Annotated in this window: 16 protein-coding genes; 12 read left to right on the top strand and 4 right to left on the bottom strand. The window is 62.0% G+C overall.

Annotation, left to right across the window (positions count from 1 at the left end; translation table 11 throughout):
* The 3 genes from exbD (at position 1) to AB7F41_RS00415 (ending at position 1,604) form a co-directional block, all read left to right on the top strand.
* Entirely contained in the window at positions 1 to 426 is a 426-nt protein-coding gene (gene exbD / locus AB7F41_RS00425) for a TonB system transport protein ExbD (protein ID WP_428384246.1), read from the top strand.
* Positions 423 to 1,211: an energy transducer TonB gene (locus AB7F41_RS00420; protein WP_428384248.1), complete on the top strand. Its 789-nt coding sequence runs from the start codon at positions 423 to 425 to the stop codon at positions 1,209 to 1,211. Before exbD ends, AB7F41_RS00420 begins: the two co-directional genes overlap by 4 nt.
* A 180-nt stretch (positions 1,212 to 1,391) precedes the next feature.
* Complete coding sequence (locus tag AB7F41_RS00415) at positions 1,392 to 1,604, top strand: NepR family anti-sigma factor (RefSeq protein WP_428384250.1); 213 nt, start codon at positions 1,392 to 1,394, stop codon at positions 1,602 to 1,604.
* Positions 1,605 to 2,215: 611 nt separating this feature from the next.
* Here AB7F41_RS00415 and AB7F41_RS00410 read toward each other — a convergent pair.
* On the bottom strand, positions 2,216 to 2,413 hold the full coding sequence (locus AB7F41_RS00410) for a CsbD family protein (protein WP_428384252.1): 198 nt from the start codon (positions 2,411 to 2,413) through the stop codon (positions 2,216 to 2,218).
* A 370-nt stretch (positions 2,414 to 2,783) separates the two neighbouring features.
* Positions 2,784 to 3,257 (bottom strand): J domain-containing protein, encoded by a 474-nt coding sequence (locus AB7F41_RS00405; protein ID WP_428384254.1) that lies wholly within the window; start codon positions 3,255 to 3,257, stop codon positions 2,784 to 2,786.
* 170 nt (positions 3,258 to 3,427) lie between these two features.
* Between AB7F41_RS00405 and AB7F41_RS00400 the strand changes: the two genes are divergently transcribed.
* From AB7F41_RS00400 to AB7F41_RS00385, 4 genes are all read left to right on the top strand, one after another.
* Complete coding sequence (locus AB7F41_RS00400; protein ID WP_428384256.1) at positions 3,428 to 3,898, top strand: SRPBCC family protein; 471 nt, start codon at positions 3,428 to 3,430, stop codon at positions 3,896 to 3,898.
* A gap of 126 nt (positions 3,899 to 4,024) precedes the next feature.
* Positions 4,025 to 4,216, top strand: coding sequence for a hypothetical protein (locus tag AB7F41_RS00395; RefSeq protein WP_428384258.1), 192 nt, complete (start codon positions 4,025 to 4,027; stop codon positions 4,214 to 4,216).
* Between the two features lie 123 nt (positions 4,217 to 4,339).
* Positions 4,340 to 5,443 carry an aminotransferase class III-fold pyridoxal phosphate-dependent enzyme gene (locus AB7F41_RS00390; protein ID WP_428384260.1) on the top strand — a complete coding sequence of 368 codons (1,104 nt, stop codon included), beginning with the start codon at positions 4,340 to 4,342 and terminating at the stop codon, positions 5,441 to 5,443.
* Positions 5,444 to 5,615: 172 nt separating this feature from the next.
* Positions 5,616 to 6,266 carry a hypothetical protein gene (locus tag AB7F41_RS00385; protein WP_428384262.1) on the top strand — a complete coding sequence of 217 codons (651 nt, stop codon included), beginning with the start codon at positions 5,616 to 5,618 and terminating at the stop codon, positions 6,264 to 6,266.
* A gap of 143 nt (positions 6,267 to 6,409) precedes the next feature.
* On the opposite strand, the gene AB7F41_RS00380 is transcribed toward AB7F41_RS00385, so the two are convergent.
* The gene (locus tag AB7F41_RS00380) at positions 6,410 to 6,664 is read right to left on the bottom strand and encodes a hypothetical protein (protein WP_428384273.1); all 255 of its coding nucleotides are present in this window, start codon (positions 6,662 to 6,664) and stop codon (positions 6,410 to 6,412) included.
* 220 nt (positions 6,665 to 6,884) lie between these two features.
* A complete protein-coding gene (locus tag AB7F41_RS00375; RefSeq protein WP_428384264.1) occupies positions 6,885 to 7,187 on the bottom strand; it encodes a hypothetical protein in 303 nt (100 codons plus the stop codon).
* 452 nt (positions 7,188 to 7,639) lie between these two features.
* On the opposite strand from AB7F41_RS00375, the gene AB7F41_RS00370 reads away from it, so the two are divergent.
* The 5 genes from AB7F41_RS00370 to sufB all read left to right on the top strand — a co-directional run bounded on the left by AB7F41_RS00370 (position 7,640) and on the right by sufB (position 12,887).
* Positions 7,640 to 8,122 (top strand): hypothetical protein, encoded by a 483-nt coding sequence (locus AB7F41_RS00370; RefSeq protein ID WP_428384266.1) that lies wholly within the window; start codon positions 7,640 to 7,642, stop codon positions 8,120 to 8,122.
* A 248-nt stretch (positions 8,123 to 8,370) separates the two neighbouring features.
* Positions 8,371 to 10,155, top strand: coding sequence for a nif-specific transcriptional activator NifA (gene nifA / locus AB7F41_RS00365; protein WP_428406401.1), 1,785 nt, complete (start codon positions 8,371 to 8,373; stop codon positions 10,153 to 10,155).
* A 264-nt stretch (positions 10,156 to 10,419) separates the two neighbouring features.
* Positions 10,420 to 10,614, top strand: a complete 195-nt coding sequence (locus AB7F41_RS00360) for a 4Fe-4S binding protein (protein WP_123174894.1) — start codon at positions 10,420 to 10,422, stop codon at positions 10,612 to 10,614.
* 35 nt (positions 10,615 to 10,649) lie between these two features.
* Complete coding sequence (locus tag AB7F41_RS00355) at positions 10,650 to 11,387, top strand: 4Fe4S-binding leucine-rich repeat protein (protein WP_428406400.1); 738 nt, start codon at positions 10,650 to 10,652, stop codon at positions 11,385 to 11,387.
* A gap of 12 nt (positions 11,388 to 11,399) precedes the next feature.
* A complete protein-coding gene (gene sufB / locus AB7F41_RS00350; protein WP_428385920.1) occupies positions 11,400 to 12,887 on the top strand; it encodes a Fe-S cluster assembly protein SufB in 1,488 nt (495 codons plus the stop codon).
* The last annotated feature ends 3 nt before the right edge of the window (positions 12,888 to 12,890 follow it).

Here is a 12,890-nt window from a genome sequence, read left to right as displayed (position 1 = left end):
ATGGCCGTCCAGCTCAAAAGCGATCTTCAGGAGACGCACGAAATCAACGTCACGCCGTTCATCGACGTGATGCTCGTGCTGCTCATCATCTTCATGGTCGCGGCGCCGCTCGCCACCGTCGATCTGCCGGTCGATCTGCCGGCCTCCAACGCCGCGCCGCATGAGAAGCCCGATAAGCCCGTCTATGTGACGATTCAGAGCGACCTGGCGCTCGCTTTGGGCGAAACGCCGGTCAAGCGCAACGATCTCGTCTCCGCGCTTGACGCGCATCTCGGCGATAAGTCGAAGCGCATCTTTCTGCGCGCCGACGCCAGCGTGCCCTATGGCGAGATGATGGCGATCCTCGAGCGTCTGCGCGCGGGCGGCTATCTGCGCGTGGCGCTCGTTGCACTTGACGCCGGCGGCAAGCAGCCGGAGGCCCAATGAGCGCCGCCGCCGCTCTCCAGAATCCACATTTGAACCGCAAGCTTTGGGGCGTCGCGGTCGGCCTCGCCGTGCTTCTGCACGTCTGCGGCGCCGTGGCCGCCTTGCTGAATTTGCAGGGCGACGACGAGGAAGCCTCCGGCGCGCCGGCGATCGAAATATCTCTCGAGCCCGCTGCGCCGAAGGACGCCGAGGCCGCAGATCTGCCGCCTGGGCCGCTCGCTGACGAAGCCGCCGCGGCGGCGCCGTCCGTCGCCGCATCCGAGGCGAAGGAGACGAACGAGGAGCGCATCACCCGCACCGAGTCGGAGGACGCCGAACTCACCCATAACGTCAGTCCGGAAAAGCCGGTCGAGGAGGAGAAGACGCATCAGGCGCAGCCGGTCGTCTCTTCAGAATCCGCCGCGTCGGAAGCGACAGCGCCGCCGAAGTCCGAAGTGGAGCGGCAGTCTGACAAGCCGGTCGCGCCTGTGCAGGGGAACGACGCGGCCGTCAACGCGGTCAAGCTGACTTGGCAAAAGGCTCTGCTGTCGCATCTCAACCGACACAAGCGCTATCCGAGCGCCGGCGGGCGTCGATCGGCGGAGGCGAGCGTCTCCTTCACGCTGGATCGGCGCGGGCATGTCGTCAGCTACACCATCAAACGCTCGGCCGGCCATCCGGCGTTCGACGACGCCGCGCTGGCGATGATGAAGCGCGCCGATCCCGTTCCGCCGCCGCCGCCGGTGATTGCCGACGAAGGGCTGACGTTCGAAGTGCCCGTTCAATTTCGCGCAGGAAAGAAGTGAGCCGTCGCGTCGGATCTGACGCGACGGGAGGTCTGAACAGAATCAGCGGAGCCGGTCGCAGTAAAAAATCGTGGGGCGCTCAAGTTCTCCACAATGCATTCTGCGGCCAAGCTTTTCCATTCATTAAAAAATTAAGAGCATGGTCGAAGCAGGCTTTTAAACACTGTCTGGAGAGCTGCGGTGTCGCCACAGGACAATCTCGCGATATGGAAAGAGCCGACGCTAGGGACTCGATCGGCGCGCGACCCGCGCGCGCTGGAGGCGAGCGTCAGATTGCTCGGCGAGCAGCTTCGACGACAGTTTTGCGAAGTCGCCTCTGAGCCGCTGCCCGACGATATGCGCGCACTGCTCGACGAACTCGAAGCAGGATGCGCGGAGGTTGACGGAGATTGAGAGGACGCCGTCGCTAGTCAGCGCGTCCTTTGCGAAAGATTTTTTAATTTGAGGTAGAGGTCTTTAAGGGCGCTGGGCGCAGGCCTCATAATCTCATCGACATAGAGGCGCGAAAGCCGCGTTCCGACGCCTCTCACATTGATCGCCCAATCCACCGCTTTCTTGACTTGGCGCGCGAGTCTTGGCGCGCGATCATCCTCGCAAATCGGCGATCACGGCGCGGCTGTCGTCGCGGCGATCACGGCGAACGCGCCTCCTGTTTGAACAGCGAACGCCAAGCGGCGAGCTCTGCGCGCGGGTCTTTGCTCGAATACGAACAGCTCCGTTCGGCGGATGGGTCGGCGATACGAAACGCCGCGCCGCTGCGCGCCATATGGGATCTGCCACGTTTCGAACGATATTCCACGACGAACGGGCGCATGACTCTTTTCATTATTGACCTTCATCTTGAGGTCGCCGCAGTAACCAAACCTCGGCGCCGTGACGAATGTTCCGGCGCTTCGATCATTGGAAGCGAAATACCGAAACAATTGCGTTCTGTGCAGTAGGGACAGCAAAGCGAAAGCGCCGACGAGATCGACTCGCCGGCGCTTCGCACAGATACGCTGGAACTAGTGACGCGACATCCACTCGTCGACCTGCTGTTTGGCCTTGTCCTTGGCCATGCCGTAGCGCTCCTGGATCATGCCCTCGAGCTGCTCGCGGTTGCCATTGATGCGCGTGATGTCATCGTCAGTGAGCTTGCCCCACTGCTCCTTCACATTGCCGGTGAACTTCTTCCAGTTGCCTTCGATCGTGTCCCAGTTCATGGATTCCTCCTTGTCAGGAACGGCCGCGATAGCGGCATACGCCTTGGAAAGCGAGCCCGGGCCTGGCTTTCACGGTCCATAAACCTTTCGCGCGCGCAGATGTTCCATATCGATGGGCGATCTGGAGGAAATTCGCGGCCGAGCCCGCGCCTGAACAGCCATCTGCGCGCCGGCCGTGCGCCGAAATTCTTTGGTTGCGCCTGTGTCTGATTCAGAGCGCGCGTCAGGCGCTGCGCGCGCGAAACGCGGGCCTTATGGATCGAAAGGGCGACAGCCAATCGTCAGTGGATGATGATCAGTAGAGCTGTCGCGACCCCAGCGCATCTTCGATGTGGCGCGCGTTCCATCCAAGGTTGACCTGTCAATCGGCTCAGCCCAACGCCTTGAATCTTTCGAGCAGCGCGTCGCGCGCGTCGACGATTCGACGGTAATGTTCGTCGCTGCCGCCTGCATCGGGATGCGCGGTCTTCGCCAGGCGCCGGAAGGCGGCGTTGATGTCCGACAGATCGAGTTGGCTCTCGATTGGCAGGTCCAGGATTTCGCGATGTTCGCGGTCGTCGCCAATAATCGCCTGAACGAACAGCGTCCGGCGCTTTTCCCGCGCCTCGAGACGCAGAGCGACCTGATCGTCCTGCCATCTCTGGCGCGACATGACGAGACATTCGCCAAAGGCGATCCGGCCGAGCGTTTCGAGCTCGTCAAGACTGAACGGACCAACCACATCATAGGGCGGCGCCAGACACGCCTCCCTGCCGCTGTCGCCATGGTGGACGTCGCCGATCATCACCATGTCCAATATGCCCAGCGAGCCGTTCCAGACGACCCATTCCTGCTTGTCTGTCATACGGAGCGCTCGCGCATTCGCCGACCCCGCGCTTCGCGGTCTGTGCAGATGCGGGCGCGAGAGTCGGACCATGAGCGCATGCATGTTCGGAGCCAAAGACGGGCCGCAGAGCGCAGAGAGCGGCCGCGCTTGGCTTGAGCCTTGCTTGTTTCGGCGACAGGAGTAGGACGGTGCTTGACGCTTCAGCGACGCGAAGTCTCACAACGGAGAGAGATCTCGAACATCCGATCGAGGCGGTTTGGCGCGCCATGACCGACTCTGAATGGCTCGCGGTTTGGTTCTTCCCAAACGATATTGAGCCGGTGGCGGGACATAAGTTCACGATCTGGAGCCGTCCGATCGAACGTTGGGATGGGGAGTTCAAGTGCCAGGTTCTCGCTGTCGAGCCCGGACGCATGTTGCGTTTCAGCTGGTCGGGCGGTCATGAGGAGCTCAAGGGATTTGGCCGATATATCGACACGACGGTGACGTGGACGGTCTCGGAGCTCCCGAACGGCGGCACGCATTTTGTCTTTGTCCAGGATGGAATCGACGCAGCTCCAACGGCGGACGGGGTCTATGACGTCATGCTCAAGGGCTCGCAGAGCGTTTTGAACTCTCTCGCCAAAAGACTCCCTGATCTCATTGAACACGGCGCCTGAAACGCGCCCTTGCCTGAACGCATGAGAGCCGCCTTCGATGGCGAGTTTTTTGCTCTGATGGCCGGCGATGAAGGCGCGCGCCTTTAGACGGTCGCGGAAAAGCGCCGGTATCGAGGGTGGAAAGATATGTCTGATCATAAAGTTACGGTTGAGCAGCTGCCCAACGGCAAATGGGCCTGTTTCTTACATATTGTCGGTCGCGACGAGCCGGTTAATCTCGGCCGCGAATTTAAGAACGACGAACAAGCCGAAAACTGGCTCAACGTTTCGGAGTCGGTGACGGCGATCGAAATGATGCTCCGCAAATATCAGAAATAGCGGCGCGGGGATGTTGGACTCCGGACAGCCGATGTTGGTGGCGCGCATTGCGCATGTTCGGATGTGCGCGGCGCGGCGGCGGGGCGGCCAGCGTCGCAGGATCTCAGAGAGCCTCCGTTCAGAGTGACGTCTCAGCCAAAATCGTCGGATGCGTCGAACGAGCCTGACGGCCCTGTCGACGCGTCCGCGACCGCCGACGCGTCCGTCGCTGGCGGGCTGCTCGACTTTTCGGGTTCATTCCTTCTCTCTCCGGCGAAGGCTACGGAATCGGCGCCGCAGGCGAACGCGCAGGACGGCGCGCCGCAATCCGCGCCGGCGCCGGCGGCTCTCGCCGAAGCTCTATGCGCCAGGATTGCGCCCGTCTCGTTCGGCGACCGCGTGTTCTTGCTTCACTCCGAGGGCGACGCGTGGCGGTTCGCCGTCGAAACGGTTCGGCGTTACCACAAGATCGTCGGGCGTCCGAAGCGCCGACGATTCATCGTCTGCGTTGGCGCGTCGGATGGAAGCGGGAGCCCGCCGCTCGGTCTCGAGGGCGATGACGAGATTGTCGTTCTCCAAAGCGATGATCACGCGGCGCTGCAGGCGGAAATCGATGCGCGGGCCGCAGGAATTCTGATCGCGCCGGTGCGGACGCGCGCCGGTTTTGAAATCGTCTCCGGAAGCCTGCTCGCCCGACTGCGCGAGATGGCGGACGAATATGGGCTCATACTCGGCTTCGACGAAACCTTTTGCGGTTTCGGGCGCTCAGGCATGGTTTGGGCGCACGAATGGACCGGCGTCACGCCGGACCTGATGATCGCCAGTCATACGCCTGCAGACGCCCCACGGCTGGCCGCGCTTGTCGTGACGCAAAGGATCGCGCGCGGAGCGCCGGTCTGCCCGCCATTCATTGACGAGGCCGCGCTTCTGGCCGGGCACGCCCTTGTGGACGCTCTATCGACGCCAGGCGTGCTGGAGCGCGTGCAGAGTCGAAGCTGGCATTTCGAAGACCAGCTGTCCGCATTGTTTTATCGGCGTCGCGCGGCTTTTACGGCGCTCAACGGCCTTGGCCTGATGCAGGGATTGTCGCTCGTGGGCGACGCTGAGCCGATGCGCGCAATGCTGGCGCAGCGCGGTCTCCTCACGCATGCAATGGGATCGGTTCTTGGTCTCTTTCCTCAGCTCACCGTCGAGGAAAGCGAAATCGATGCGGCGGTGTCCGCGATCGATATGATTTGCGCCCCGTAATATCAATGCGGGAAAGCTGTCTGCTTTTTGCGATGTCACGGGCGGCTTTCGTGGTCGCTCTGCATCCATTGCGCGATGGCGTGGCGCAAGGCTTGCTATTTCTGAACGCCAGCGCGGCGGCGGATTTCCGCCAGACTCATTGTGCGGAACCGATGATCGGCGGACACATTTCATGATCGCGGCGAATACAGCCGACTCGGATGTTCGGGTGATCGAGCGAGATCCCGTTCCTCCCGCGCTGAGGCGATTCATCTGGGACATTCAGTCCATGGTCGAACTCGCCGAAAGCGAGCGGGAGATTCTGCTGATCGGCCGTGATCTGCTGACGCGGCTCCTCGCGACCGACGACTGGCTGCCAACGGTCTTCACCGGCTCGAGTCCCGCCGCAGGCCAGCAGTTTCAGATCTTTCGCGGCGGGCTTGAGCGCTTTTCCGTCGTGAGCACAGTTCTGGCGGGTGGAGCCTGCGCGACGATTTCTCAGCCTGCTATTTGGGAGATCGCGGGCGTCTTGCGCGGGGCCGTCAACCGCCGGCGCCTTGACGGTTGTCCGGAGAATGGCGCGCAAGCCGGCGCGTCCCGCCTGTTGCAGGCGAAGACGTTGGATGTCTGGGCGTCCGGGAGCGGGGAGGCCGTCGAACTTTGCAATGCGCTGGATGATCGACCATCCATCATGTTCCACGTCTATGGGGGCGACATCAGCCGGCTCACGCGCCGATCCGGCGCCTCGGACGGAAGTCTGGGCGCGCCGATAGCGGGTTACGCAAATGCGGACAGCGCGCCGCCCTACGATATCTTCTCAATTCAGAGCGAAATTCGGGATTGAGGCGGCGCTCATAGCGCTCGCGTCATCACTGTTGTCTGGGCTGATTTGGAACTGCGGTGATTTGGGTCTGACGAAATCCCGCGCGTCTCGACGTCGTATCGCGTTCTGCGCGATGGATTGAGTCCCTAGGAGAGACTGCAGCGCTATGACGGATCGAAATAGTCGATCTTCTGGCCCGGGTCTCTGTTCGGGCAGGGAATTTCCTTGAAAAGAACTTCGGCGAAGGCCTTCAGGCCGGTGTTCGTGCGCAGCGATAGGCGATTGGGATCGGATGTCCAGCTCTGATAAGTGACGATCCCGCGCGTGATGCTGATCACCGTGTATTTTTCCGAGTTCGCTTCGCCGCCCTTGGTCCGATAGCACTTCCCGGGCAGAATGCTTTCTTCCTTCATCGGCATGAAGCTCACCCTGCATCTCGCATTGCGCGTATCGCGAGTGAGCAAGTTCCAGACCAGATAAAGGCTTCAGCGAGTATCCGTTCGCGGCGACGCACAACGCCGCCAGCGCGGCGCGCGACGGATTGTCGTCGCTCGCCACCGCGCCGAAACGCTTCGCGTGAAGGATTCGTCGCGCGGCGCTAGATCGCGCCTTGATCGGCTTGCATGCGCCGCGCGTCGCTCAATGCGGGGCGACTTCGTTGCTCGGGAGCACGTCGCGGATGCGCTTGCCTTCCACCCAGACGAACGCTCCGGCGGGGTCGGCGCATGCGATGTCCTGTTCGATGATCAGCTTGTCGCAGAGCATGACGCAAATGGCGTCGATCGGCGCGCTTCTATCGTTTTCCTCGGTCATACGGTCGATCGAGATCTCGCCCATCTCCTCATCGTCGACCAAATGGATGATGAACACTTCCTCATGGCCGGCCGCGCCATGCGCGTTCACCCGGAAGGTCTCTCCCTTGTAGCGGAATTCGCGTATCATTCCTGGCCCTTTTTCTCGTTGTCCTCGGTCCGGTCCGCGATTGCGCGCCTTCGTTCGGGCGACTCCCGCGTGCCCGGCGCGCACGCAAACTGCGTGCCATTTGAGCGTCGCGACTCTGCGTTTTGTACGAAGAAGCGCCGGAATTGCTGTTGAAAGAGGCAAATAGCGCTTGAGAGGCGGAAAAAGCCAGGCCGCCTCGCCCAGGAAGACCGACGCCGGACGCCCGGCGCATCAGAAAACAAAGGCCGTCGCGGACGACGCGGATATCGCGCCAATGATGATGTGCGCGACTCGGTCTCGCAAATCGCGATGCGCTCTTTTGGCGCGGGTCGACCTTGCTGGCGAAGCCCTTCGCGCCGCGGATCGACGGCGCTTGCGACATCGAGCGTCGACGACGCTTGTATGTTTTGACGTCTTTCCTTCACTGGCTCGGCGATTGCTTCAAGCGGGTTATGAACGCTCAGCGCGCCGACGTCGACGTCGTGAATTTTGGCGAACTCGACCCCAAGACCAACGAACTCCTGCAACAGGGCGTCGTCGCCTATCGGACTGACCGCGAGAAGGCCGACAGCCTGTTCAAGCAGGCGTTGGCGCTGACCCCGCAGGAGCTGGCGCCCTACTACTGCCTCTACAAAATCCACACCTACATGGGCAGTCTCGACTACGCCGCCGACGTCGCCACGGAAGGCATGAAGGAGGCCACGCGGCAGGCGGGTTGGCCAAGCGATCCCAAGGCGTGGCCGGCGCTTACCGACGTGCAGGACGGGCCGGCGCGTTTCGCCCTCTATACGCTGAAGGCGCTGAGCTTCATCGAATTGAAGCGCGGCCACAGCGAAAGGACAAAGGAATATCTCGATATCCTCTCCCGCGCCGATCCGCAGGGCAGCGTCGGCTGGAAGGTGATCGAGGAATTGGCCCAAGGCAGCGTGCAATAGACGCAGGCGCGCTGATCAATGTCGTAACCGCAACAAAACCTCGCACGAATGTCGCGCTTCGATCGGGGTCGCGACAGACTTGTCGTAAAACCGACAGGGCGCACGGGGTTTGACCGACATCCAACGGTAGTGCGTGGTTTTTGCATGAACCGGATCATGGACTGTGGGAGACGATCGAAACCGATCCTCGCATGTGCGAACGGAAACCGCGGCTCGCGGCTGACGGTGGATGTTCGAGAAGGACGGCCATGGACGACGTAGCCGCTTCACGCTCCACGCTCACTGGGGGCGCGGCCGTAAAACCGCCGCGGCCGAGAACGCCGTCCGCCGATACGGCGTTGCTCGGCATCTATGAAATCTCGAAAATCCTGACCGCGCCGTCCCGGCTCGAGCAGACGCTCGGCAGCGTGATCGCCGCGCTCAGCTCCTTTCTCGACATGAGATTGGGGATGATCACGATTCTCGATCAGCACGGCAATCCGGAGATCGTCGCGAGCTCCGGCTGGGTCAGCCGCGACGACGGCAAGCCGATCGACACGCTGCCGCCCAAGGTGATCGACCGGCTCGTCGCGACCGCGATGCCCGTCATCGTCGAGGACGTCAGCCGCGACGCGATGTTTGCGCCCGCGGCGGAGTTGATCACCCGGACGATCGGCAAGAAGGTTTCCTTCCTTGCGGTTGCGATCAAGAGCGACAGTCGCGTCGTCGGGACGTTGTCGATCAACCGGACATCGGAAGAGTTGATCTCCTGCGCTTTCGAAGCCGATCTGCGCCTGCTGACGATGATCGCCAATCTGATCGGCCAGACGGTGAAGCTGCACCGCATGTTTTCGGCCGACCGGCAGCGGCTGTTGAACGAATGCAGCACCCTGGAAAAGGCGCTGGACTCCTGCCTGCCGAAGGAGACCCATAGAGAGCGGCCCGACGTCGCCGGCATTATCGGCGAGAGCCCGTCGATCATGGAGGTGCTCGACACCATCGCCGTCGTCGCGAAGTCCAATTCGACCGTGCTGCTGCGCGGCGAGAGCGGCACGGGCAAGGAGCTGTTTGCGCGCGCGGTGCACGATCTGTCGCGCCGCAGCGCCAAACCCTTCGTCAAGCTGAACTGCGCCGCGCTGCCGGAAAGCGTTCTCGAATCGGAACTGTTCGGTCATGAACGCGGCGCCTTCACAGGCGCCGTCGCGCAGCGCGCCGGCCGCTTCGAATTGGCGAATGGCGGCACGCTACTGCTCGACGAAATCGGCGAAATCTCGCCGGCGTTCCAGGCGAAGCTGCTGCGCGTGCTGCAGGAAGGCGAATTCGAGCGGGTCGGCGGGTCCAAGACCCTGAAGGTCAATGTCCGCTTCGTCTTCGCGACCAACAAAAATCTGGAGGAAGCCGTCGAAAAAGGCGAGTTCCGCGCCGATCTCTATTATCGCATCAGCGTCGTGCCGGTGTTTCTGCCGCCGCTGCGCGAAAGGCCTGGCGACGTTTCCCTGCTGGCGCACAATTTCATCGAGAACTTCAACAGGGAAAACGATCAAAAGCGCGAACTCTCGGAGAGCGCGATCGCGACGCTGCAACGCTGCTACTTCCCCGGCAATGTGCGCGAATTGGAGAACTGCGTGCGCCGCACGGCGACGTTGGCGCGCGACGAAACCATCGTCGATCATGATTTCGCTTGCGCGTCCGGCAAATGCCTGTCGGCCTTGCTGTGGACCAGCAGCGCCAGCGGCGCATATTATCACGCGCGCCCCGAAACCGCCGGCATGGGCGTCGCGGTTCCGCCTCCCGGGATCGCGCCGGCGAGCCGCGGCGCGACTGAATCTGGCCCGGCTTTCCCGACCGAGTCCGCGTCGCGACGCGACATGGCCGGGGCGGAGGAGGCCGACGGTTTCGGGTCCTCCCGCAAGATGATTGATCGTGAGCGGCTCATCGAAGGGATGGAGAAGGCCGCCTGGGTCCAGGCTAAAGCTGCGCGCCTGCTCGGACTGTCGCTGCGCCAGGTCAATTACGCGCTCAAGAAATACAACATCGAAATAAAGCGCATCTGAGCGCTTCGGACGATTGTCGTATTTAGGACATTTGTCCAATTCATGCGCCGCGTGGCCCGCATCGTGAGGCCGGGGCAGGCCGAACATCCGAGCCTGGAGCGGGCGCGTCAAAACCGCCCTTGCGCCGTAAGCCTGCAGGCTTGAATGCCGTCGTCTTCTAGCGATTCCGGGGGGCGCCAAGGGGGCCGACAGGCGCGGTTCGTGACTGGCATGCGATTTGAAGGGAGTCGAAAAGCTTGCATGAAATGGATGAGGAATCGCGACATGGCGTACAAAATCATAGCCTCACAATGCACGGTGTGCGGGGCTTGCGAATTCGAATGTCCGAATGCGGCGATCCGCCTCAAGAATGACATGTACATCATCGACCCCAAGAAATGCACCGAGTGCGAGGGGCATTTCGACGCCCCGCAATGCGCCGTCGTCTGCCCCGTCGAAAACACGTGCGTGCCGGCATAGCTCCAGACGCGCCGCCTGACGGGACGACGCATCGCATGGACGCCGTCGACTGGCTCGGAAATTTCCTGTCCTGCCGCGATTGTCCGCATGTGGAGATTCGCGAGAAAGGTCTCTGCGATCTCGGGCAGATTTGCGTGCGCGACCGAAGGGCCCGCCGCATAGACAGGTTCTTCGCGGCCAGTCCGCAGGAGTCCGCGAAATATCTCGATCATCCCTATTTCGAGCTGCGCGTCGGCGCAGTGAAATATGCGAGCGTCTTTCAGTTGCGCGCGCTGATCGATGACGAGGAGCCTGACGTCAGAGCGATGGTGGCGCAGCGTCTGCCGCTGCGGCTTGCGGAAAAATTGATCGGCGACAGCGACCGCAAGGTGCGCATGGCCATGGCCCAGCGAGTCGAGGGCGCGAATCTCGTCAAGCTGCTCTTCGATGAAGACTGCGGCGTGCGTCTGATCGCCGCGCGTCGCGCGTCGCCCGACATCCTCGCCGGCGCAACGACCGACGACGACGCTCAGGTGCGATGCGAAGCGGCGCGCCGGATCGCTCTCGACAGGCTTCCGGCCATGGCGCGCGATCCCGAACCGCGCGTGCGCATGATTATTGCAGAGCGATTGGCGCCGGCGCAGCTGGGACTGCTTGTCGCCGACGAAGACTTACGAGTCCGCTTCCTGGTGGCGGAGCGATGTGGGACGGAATTGCTGGCGCATCTGCGCGACGATCCTGATCCGGAAGTGAGGCGCCTTGTCCAGGCGCGCCTGGACGAAGCGCAACAGTGAACGGAGGCCGAAATGGCGGCGGTGCAAGAGACAGTTGATCAAGTTCGCCGGATTGGCGCCGATCAATACAAATATGGTTTCGTCACCGACATTGAATCGGATCTCGCTCCCAAGGGTCTCTCCGAAGAGGTGATTCGCTTCATTTCTGCGAAGAAGAGCGAGCCGGAATGGATGCTCGAATGGCGGCTGGAGGCCTATCGCCGCTGGCTGACGATGACCGAGCCGAAATGGGCGCGCGTCGATTATCCGGCGATCGACTATCAGGATCTCTATTATTACGCCGCGCCGAAATCGACGGCGGGTCCGAAATCGCTCGACGAAGTGGATCCGGAACTGCTGCGGACATACGAGAAGCTCGGCATTCCGCTGCATGAGCGCGAAATTCTCGCCGGCGTCGAGCGGCCGGAGGGCGAAGAGCGTCCGCGCGTCGCCGTCGACGCGGTGTTCGACTCGGTCTCCGTCGCGACGACCTTCAAGGAAGAGTTGAAGAAGGCGGGCGTGATCTTCTGCCCGATCTCGGAAGCGCTGCGCGAGCATCCCGAACTGGTGCGCAAATATCTCGGAACGGTGGTGCCGACCTCCGACAATTATTTTGCGACGCTGAACAGCGCGGTGTTTTCGGACGGATCGTTCGTCTATATCCCGCCGGGCGTGCGCTGCCCGATGGAATTGTCGACGTATTTCCGCATCAACGAAAAGAACACCGGGCAATTCGAGCGTACGCTCATCATCGCCGACCGCGGGGCCTACGTCAGCTATCTCGAAGGCTGCACCGCGCCCAAGCGCGATGAGAACCAGCTGCATGCGGCGGTGGTCGAACTCGTGGCGCTCGACGACGCCGAGATCAAATATTCGACGGTGCAGAACTGGTATCCGGGCGACGAAAACGGCAAAGGCGGAATCTATAATTTCGTCACGAAGCGCGGCGACTGCCGCGGCGCCAATTCGAAGATCAGCTGGACGCAGGTCGAGACCGGCTCGGCGATCACCTGGAAATATCCGAGCTGCGTGCTGCGCGGCGACAATTCTCGCGGCGAATTCTATTCGATCGCGATCTCAAACGGTCGCCAGCAGGTCGACTCCGGCACCAAGATGATTCATCTTGGCAAGGGCACGACGAGCCGCATCATTTCGAAAGGCATCTCGGCCGGCCATTCGTCAAACGCCTATCGGGGGCTCGTGTCGGCGCATCGCAAGGCGGAAGGCGCCCGCAATTTCACCAATTGCGACTCGCTGCTCATCGGCGACGCCTGCAGCGCGCACACAATCCCCTACATCGAAGCGAAGAACCCGTCCTGCGTGTTCGAGCACGAGGCGACGACCTCGAAGATCTCGGAGGACGTTTTGTTCTACTGCATGCAGCGCGGATTATCGCAGGAAGATGCGACCGCGCTGGTGGTCAACGGCTTCGTGCGCGACGTGTTGCAGCAACTGCCGATGGAATTCGCGGTTGAAGCGCAAAAGCTGATCTCGGTAAGTCTCGAAGGCAGCGTCGGCTGACGC

The organism is Methylocystis sp., from assembly GCF_050251305.1.
In the GTDB taxonomy this organism is placed as follows: Bacteria; Pseudomonadota; Alphaproteobacteria; order Rhizobiales; family Beijerinckiaceae; genus Methylocystis.
The sequence above is the reverse complement of the archived record's forward strand: the minus strand, read 5'-3'. Positions and strand labels throughout refer to the sequence as shown.

What these genes read in the sequence shown, in the direction of transcription:
- AB7F41_RS00380 (WP_428384273.1), bottom strand. Translation starts at nt 6,664, where the DNA reads ATGCCGATGAAGGAAGAAAGCATTCTGCCCGGGAAGTGCTATCGGACC.
- AB7F41_RS00375 (WP_428384264.1), bottom strand. Translation starts at nt 7,187, where the DNA reads ATGATACGCGAATTCCGCTACAAGGGAGAGACCTTCCGGGTGAACGCG.
- sufB (WP_428385920.1), top strand. Translation starts at nt 11,400, where the DNA reads ATGGCGGCGGTGCAAGAGACAGTTGATCAAGTTCGCCGGATTGGCGCC.
- AB7F41_RS00420 (WP_428384248.1), top strand. Translation starts at nt 423, where the DNA reads ATGAGCGCCGCCGCCGCTCTCCAGAATCCACATTTGAACCGCAAGCTT.
- nifA (WP_428406401.1), top strand. Translation starts at nt 8,371, where the DNA reads ATGGACGACGTAGCCGCTTCACGCTCCACGCTCACTGGGGGCGCGGCC.
- AB7F41_RS00410 (WP_428384252.1), bottom strand. Translation starts at nt 2,413, where the DNA reads ATGAACTGGGACACGATCGAAGGCAACTGGAAGAAGTTCACCGGCAAT.
- AB7F41_RS00355 (WP_428406400.1), top strand. Translation starts at nt 10,650, where the DNA reads ATGGACGCCGTCGACTGGCTCGGAAATTTCCTGTCCTGCCGCGATTGT.
- AB7F41_RS00395 (WP_428384258.1), top strand. Translation starts at nt 4,025, where the DNA reads ATGTCTGATCATAAAGTTACGGTTGAGCAGCTGCCCAACGGCAAATGG.
- exbD (WP_428384246.1), top strand. Translation starts at nt 1, where the DNA reads ATGGCCGTCCAGCTCAAAAGCGATCTTCAGGAGACGCACGAAATCAAC.
- AB7F41_RS00360 (WP_123174894.1), top strand. Translation starts at nt 10,420, where the DNA reads ATGGCGTACAAAATCATAGCCTCACAATGCACGGTGTGCGGGGCTTGC.
- AB7F41_RS00370 (WP_428384266.1), top strand. Translation starts at nt 7,640, where the DNA reads ATGAACGCTCAGCGCGCCGACGTCGACGTCGTGAATTTTGGCGAACTC.
- AB7F41_RS00385 (WP_428384262.1), top strand. Translation starts at nt 5,616, where the DNA reads ATGATCGCGGCGAATACAGCCGACTCGGATGTTCGGGTGATCGAGCGA.
- AB7F41_RS00405 (WP_428384254.1), bottom strand. Translation starts at nt 3,257, where the DNA reads ATGACAGACAAGCAGGAATGGGTCGTCTGGAACGGCTCGCTGGGCATA.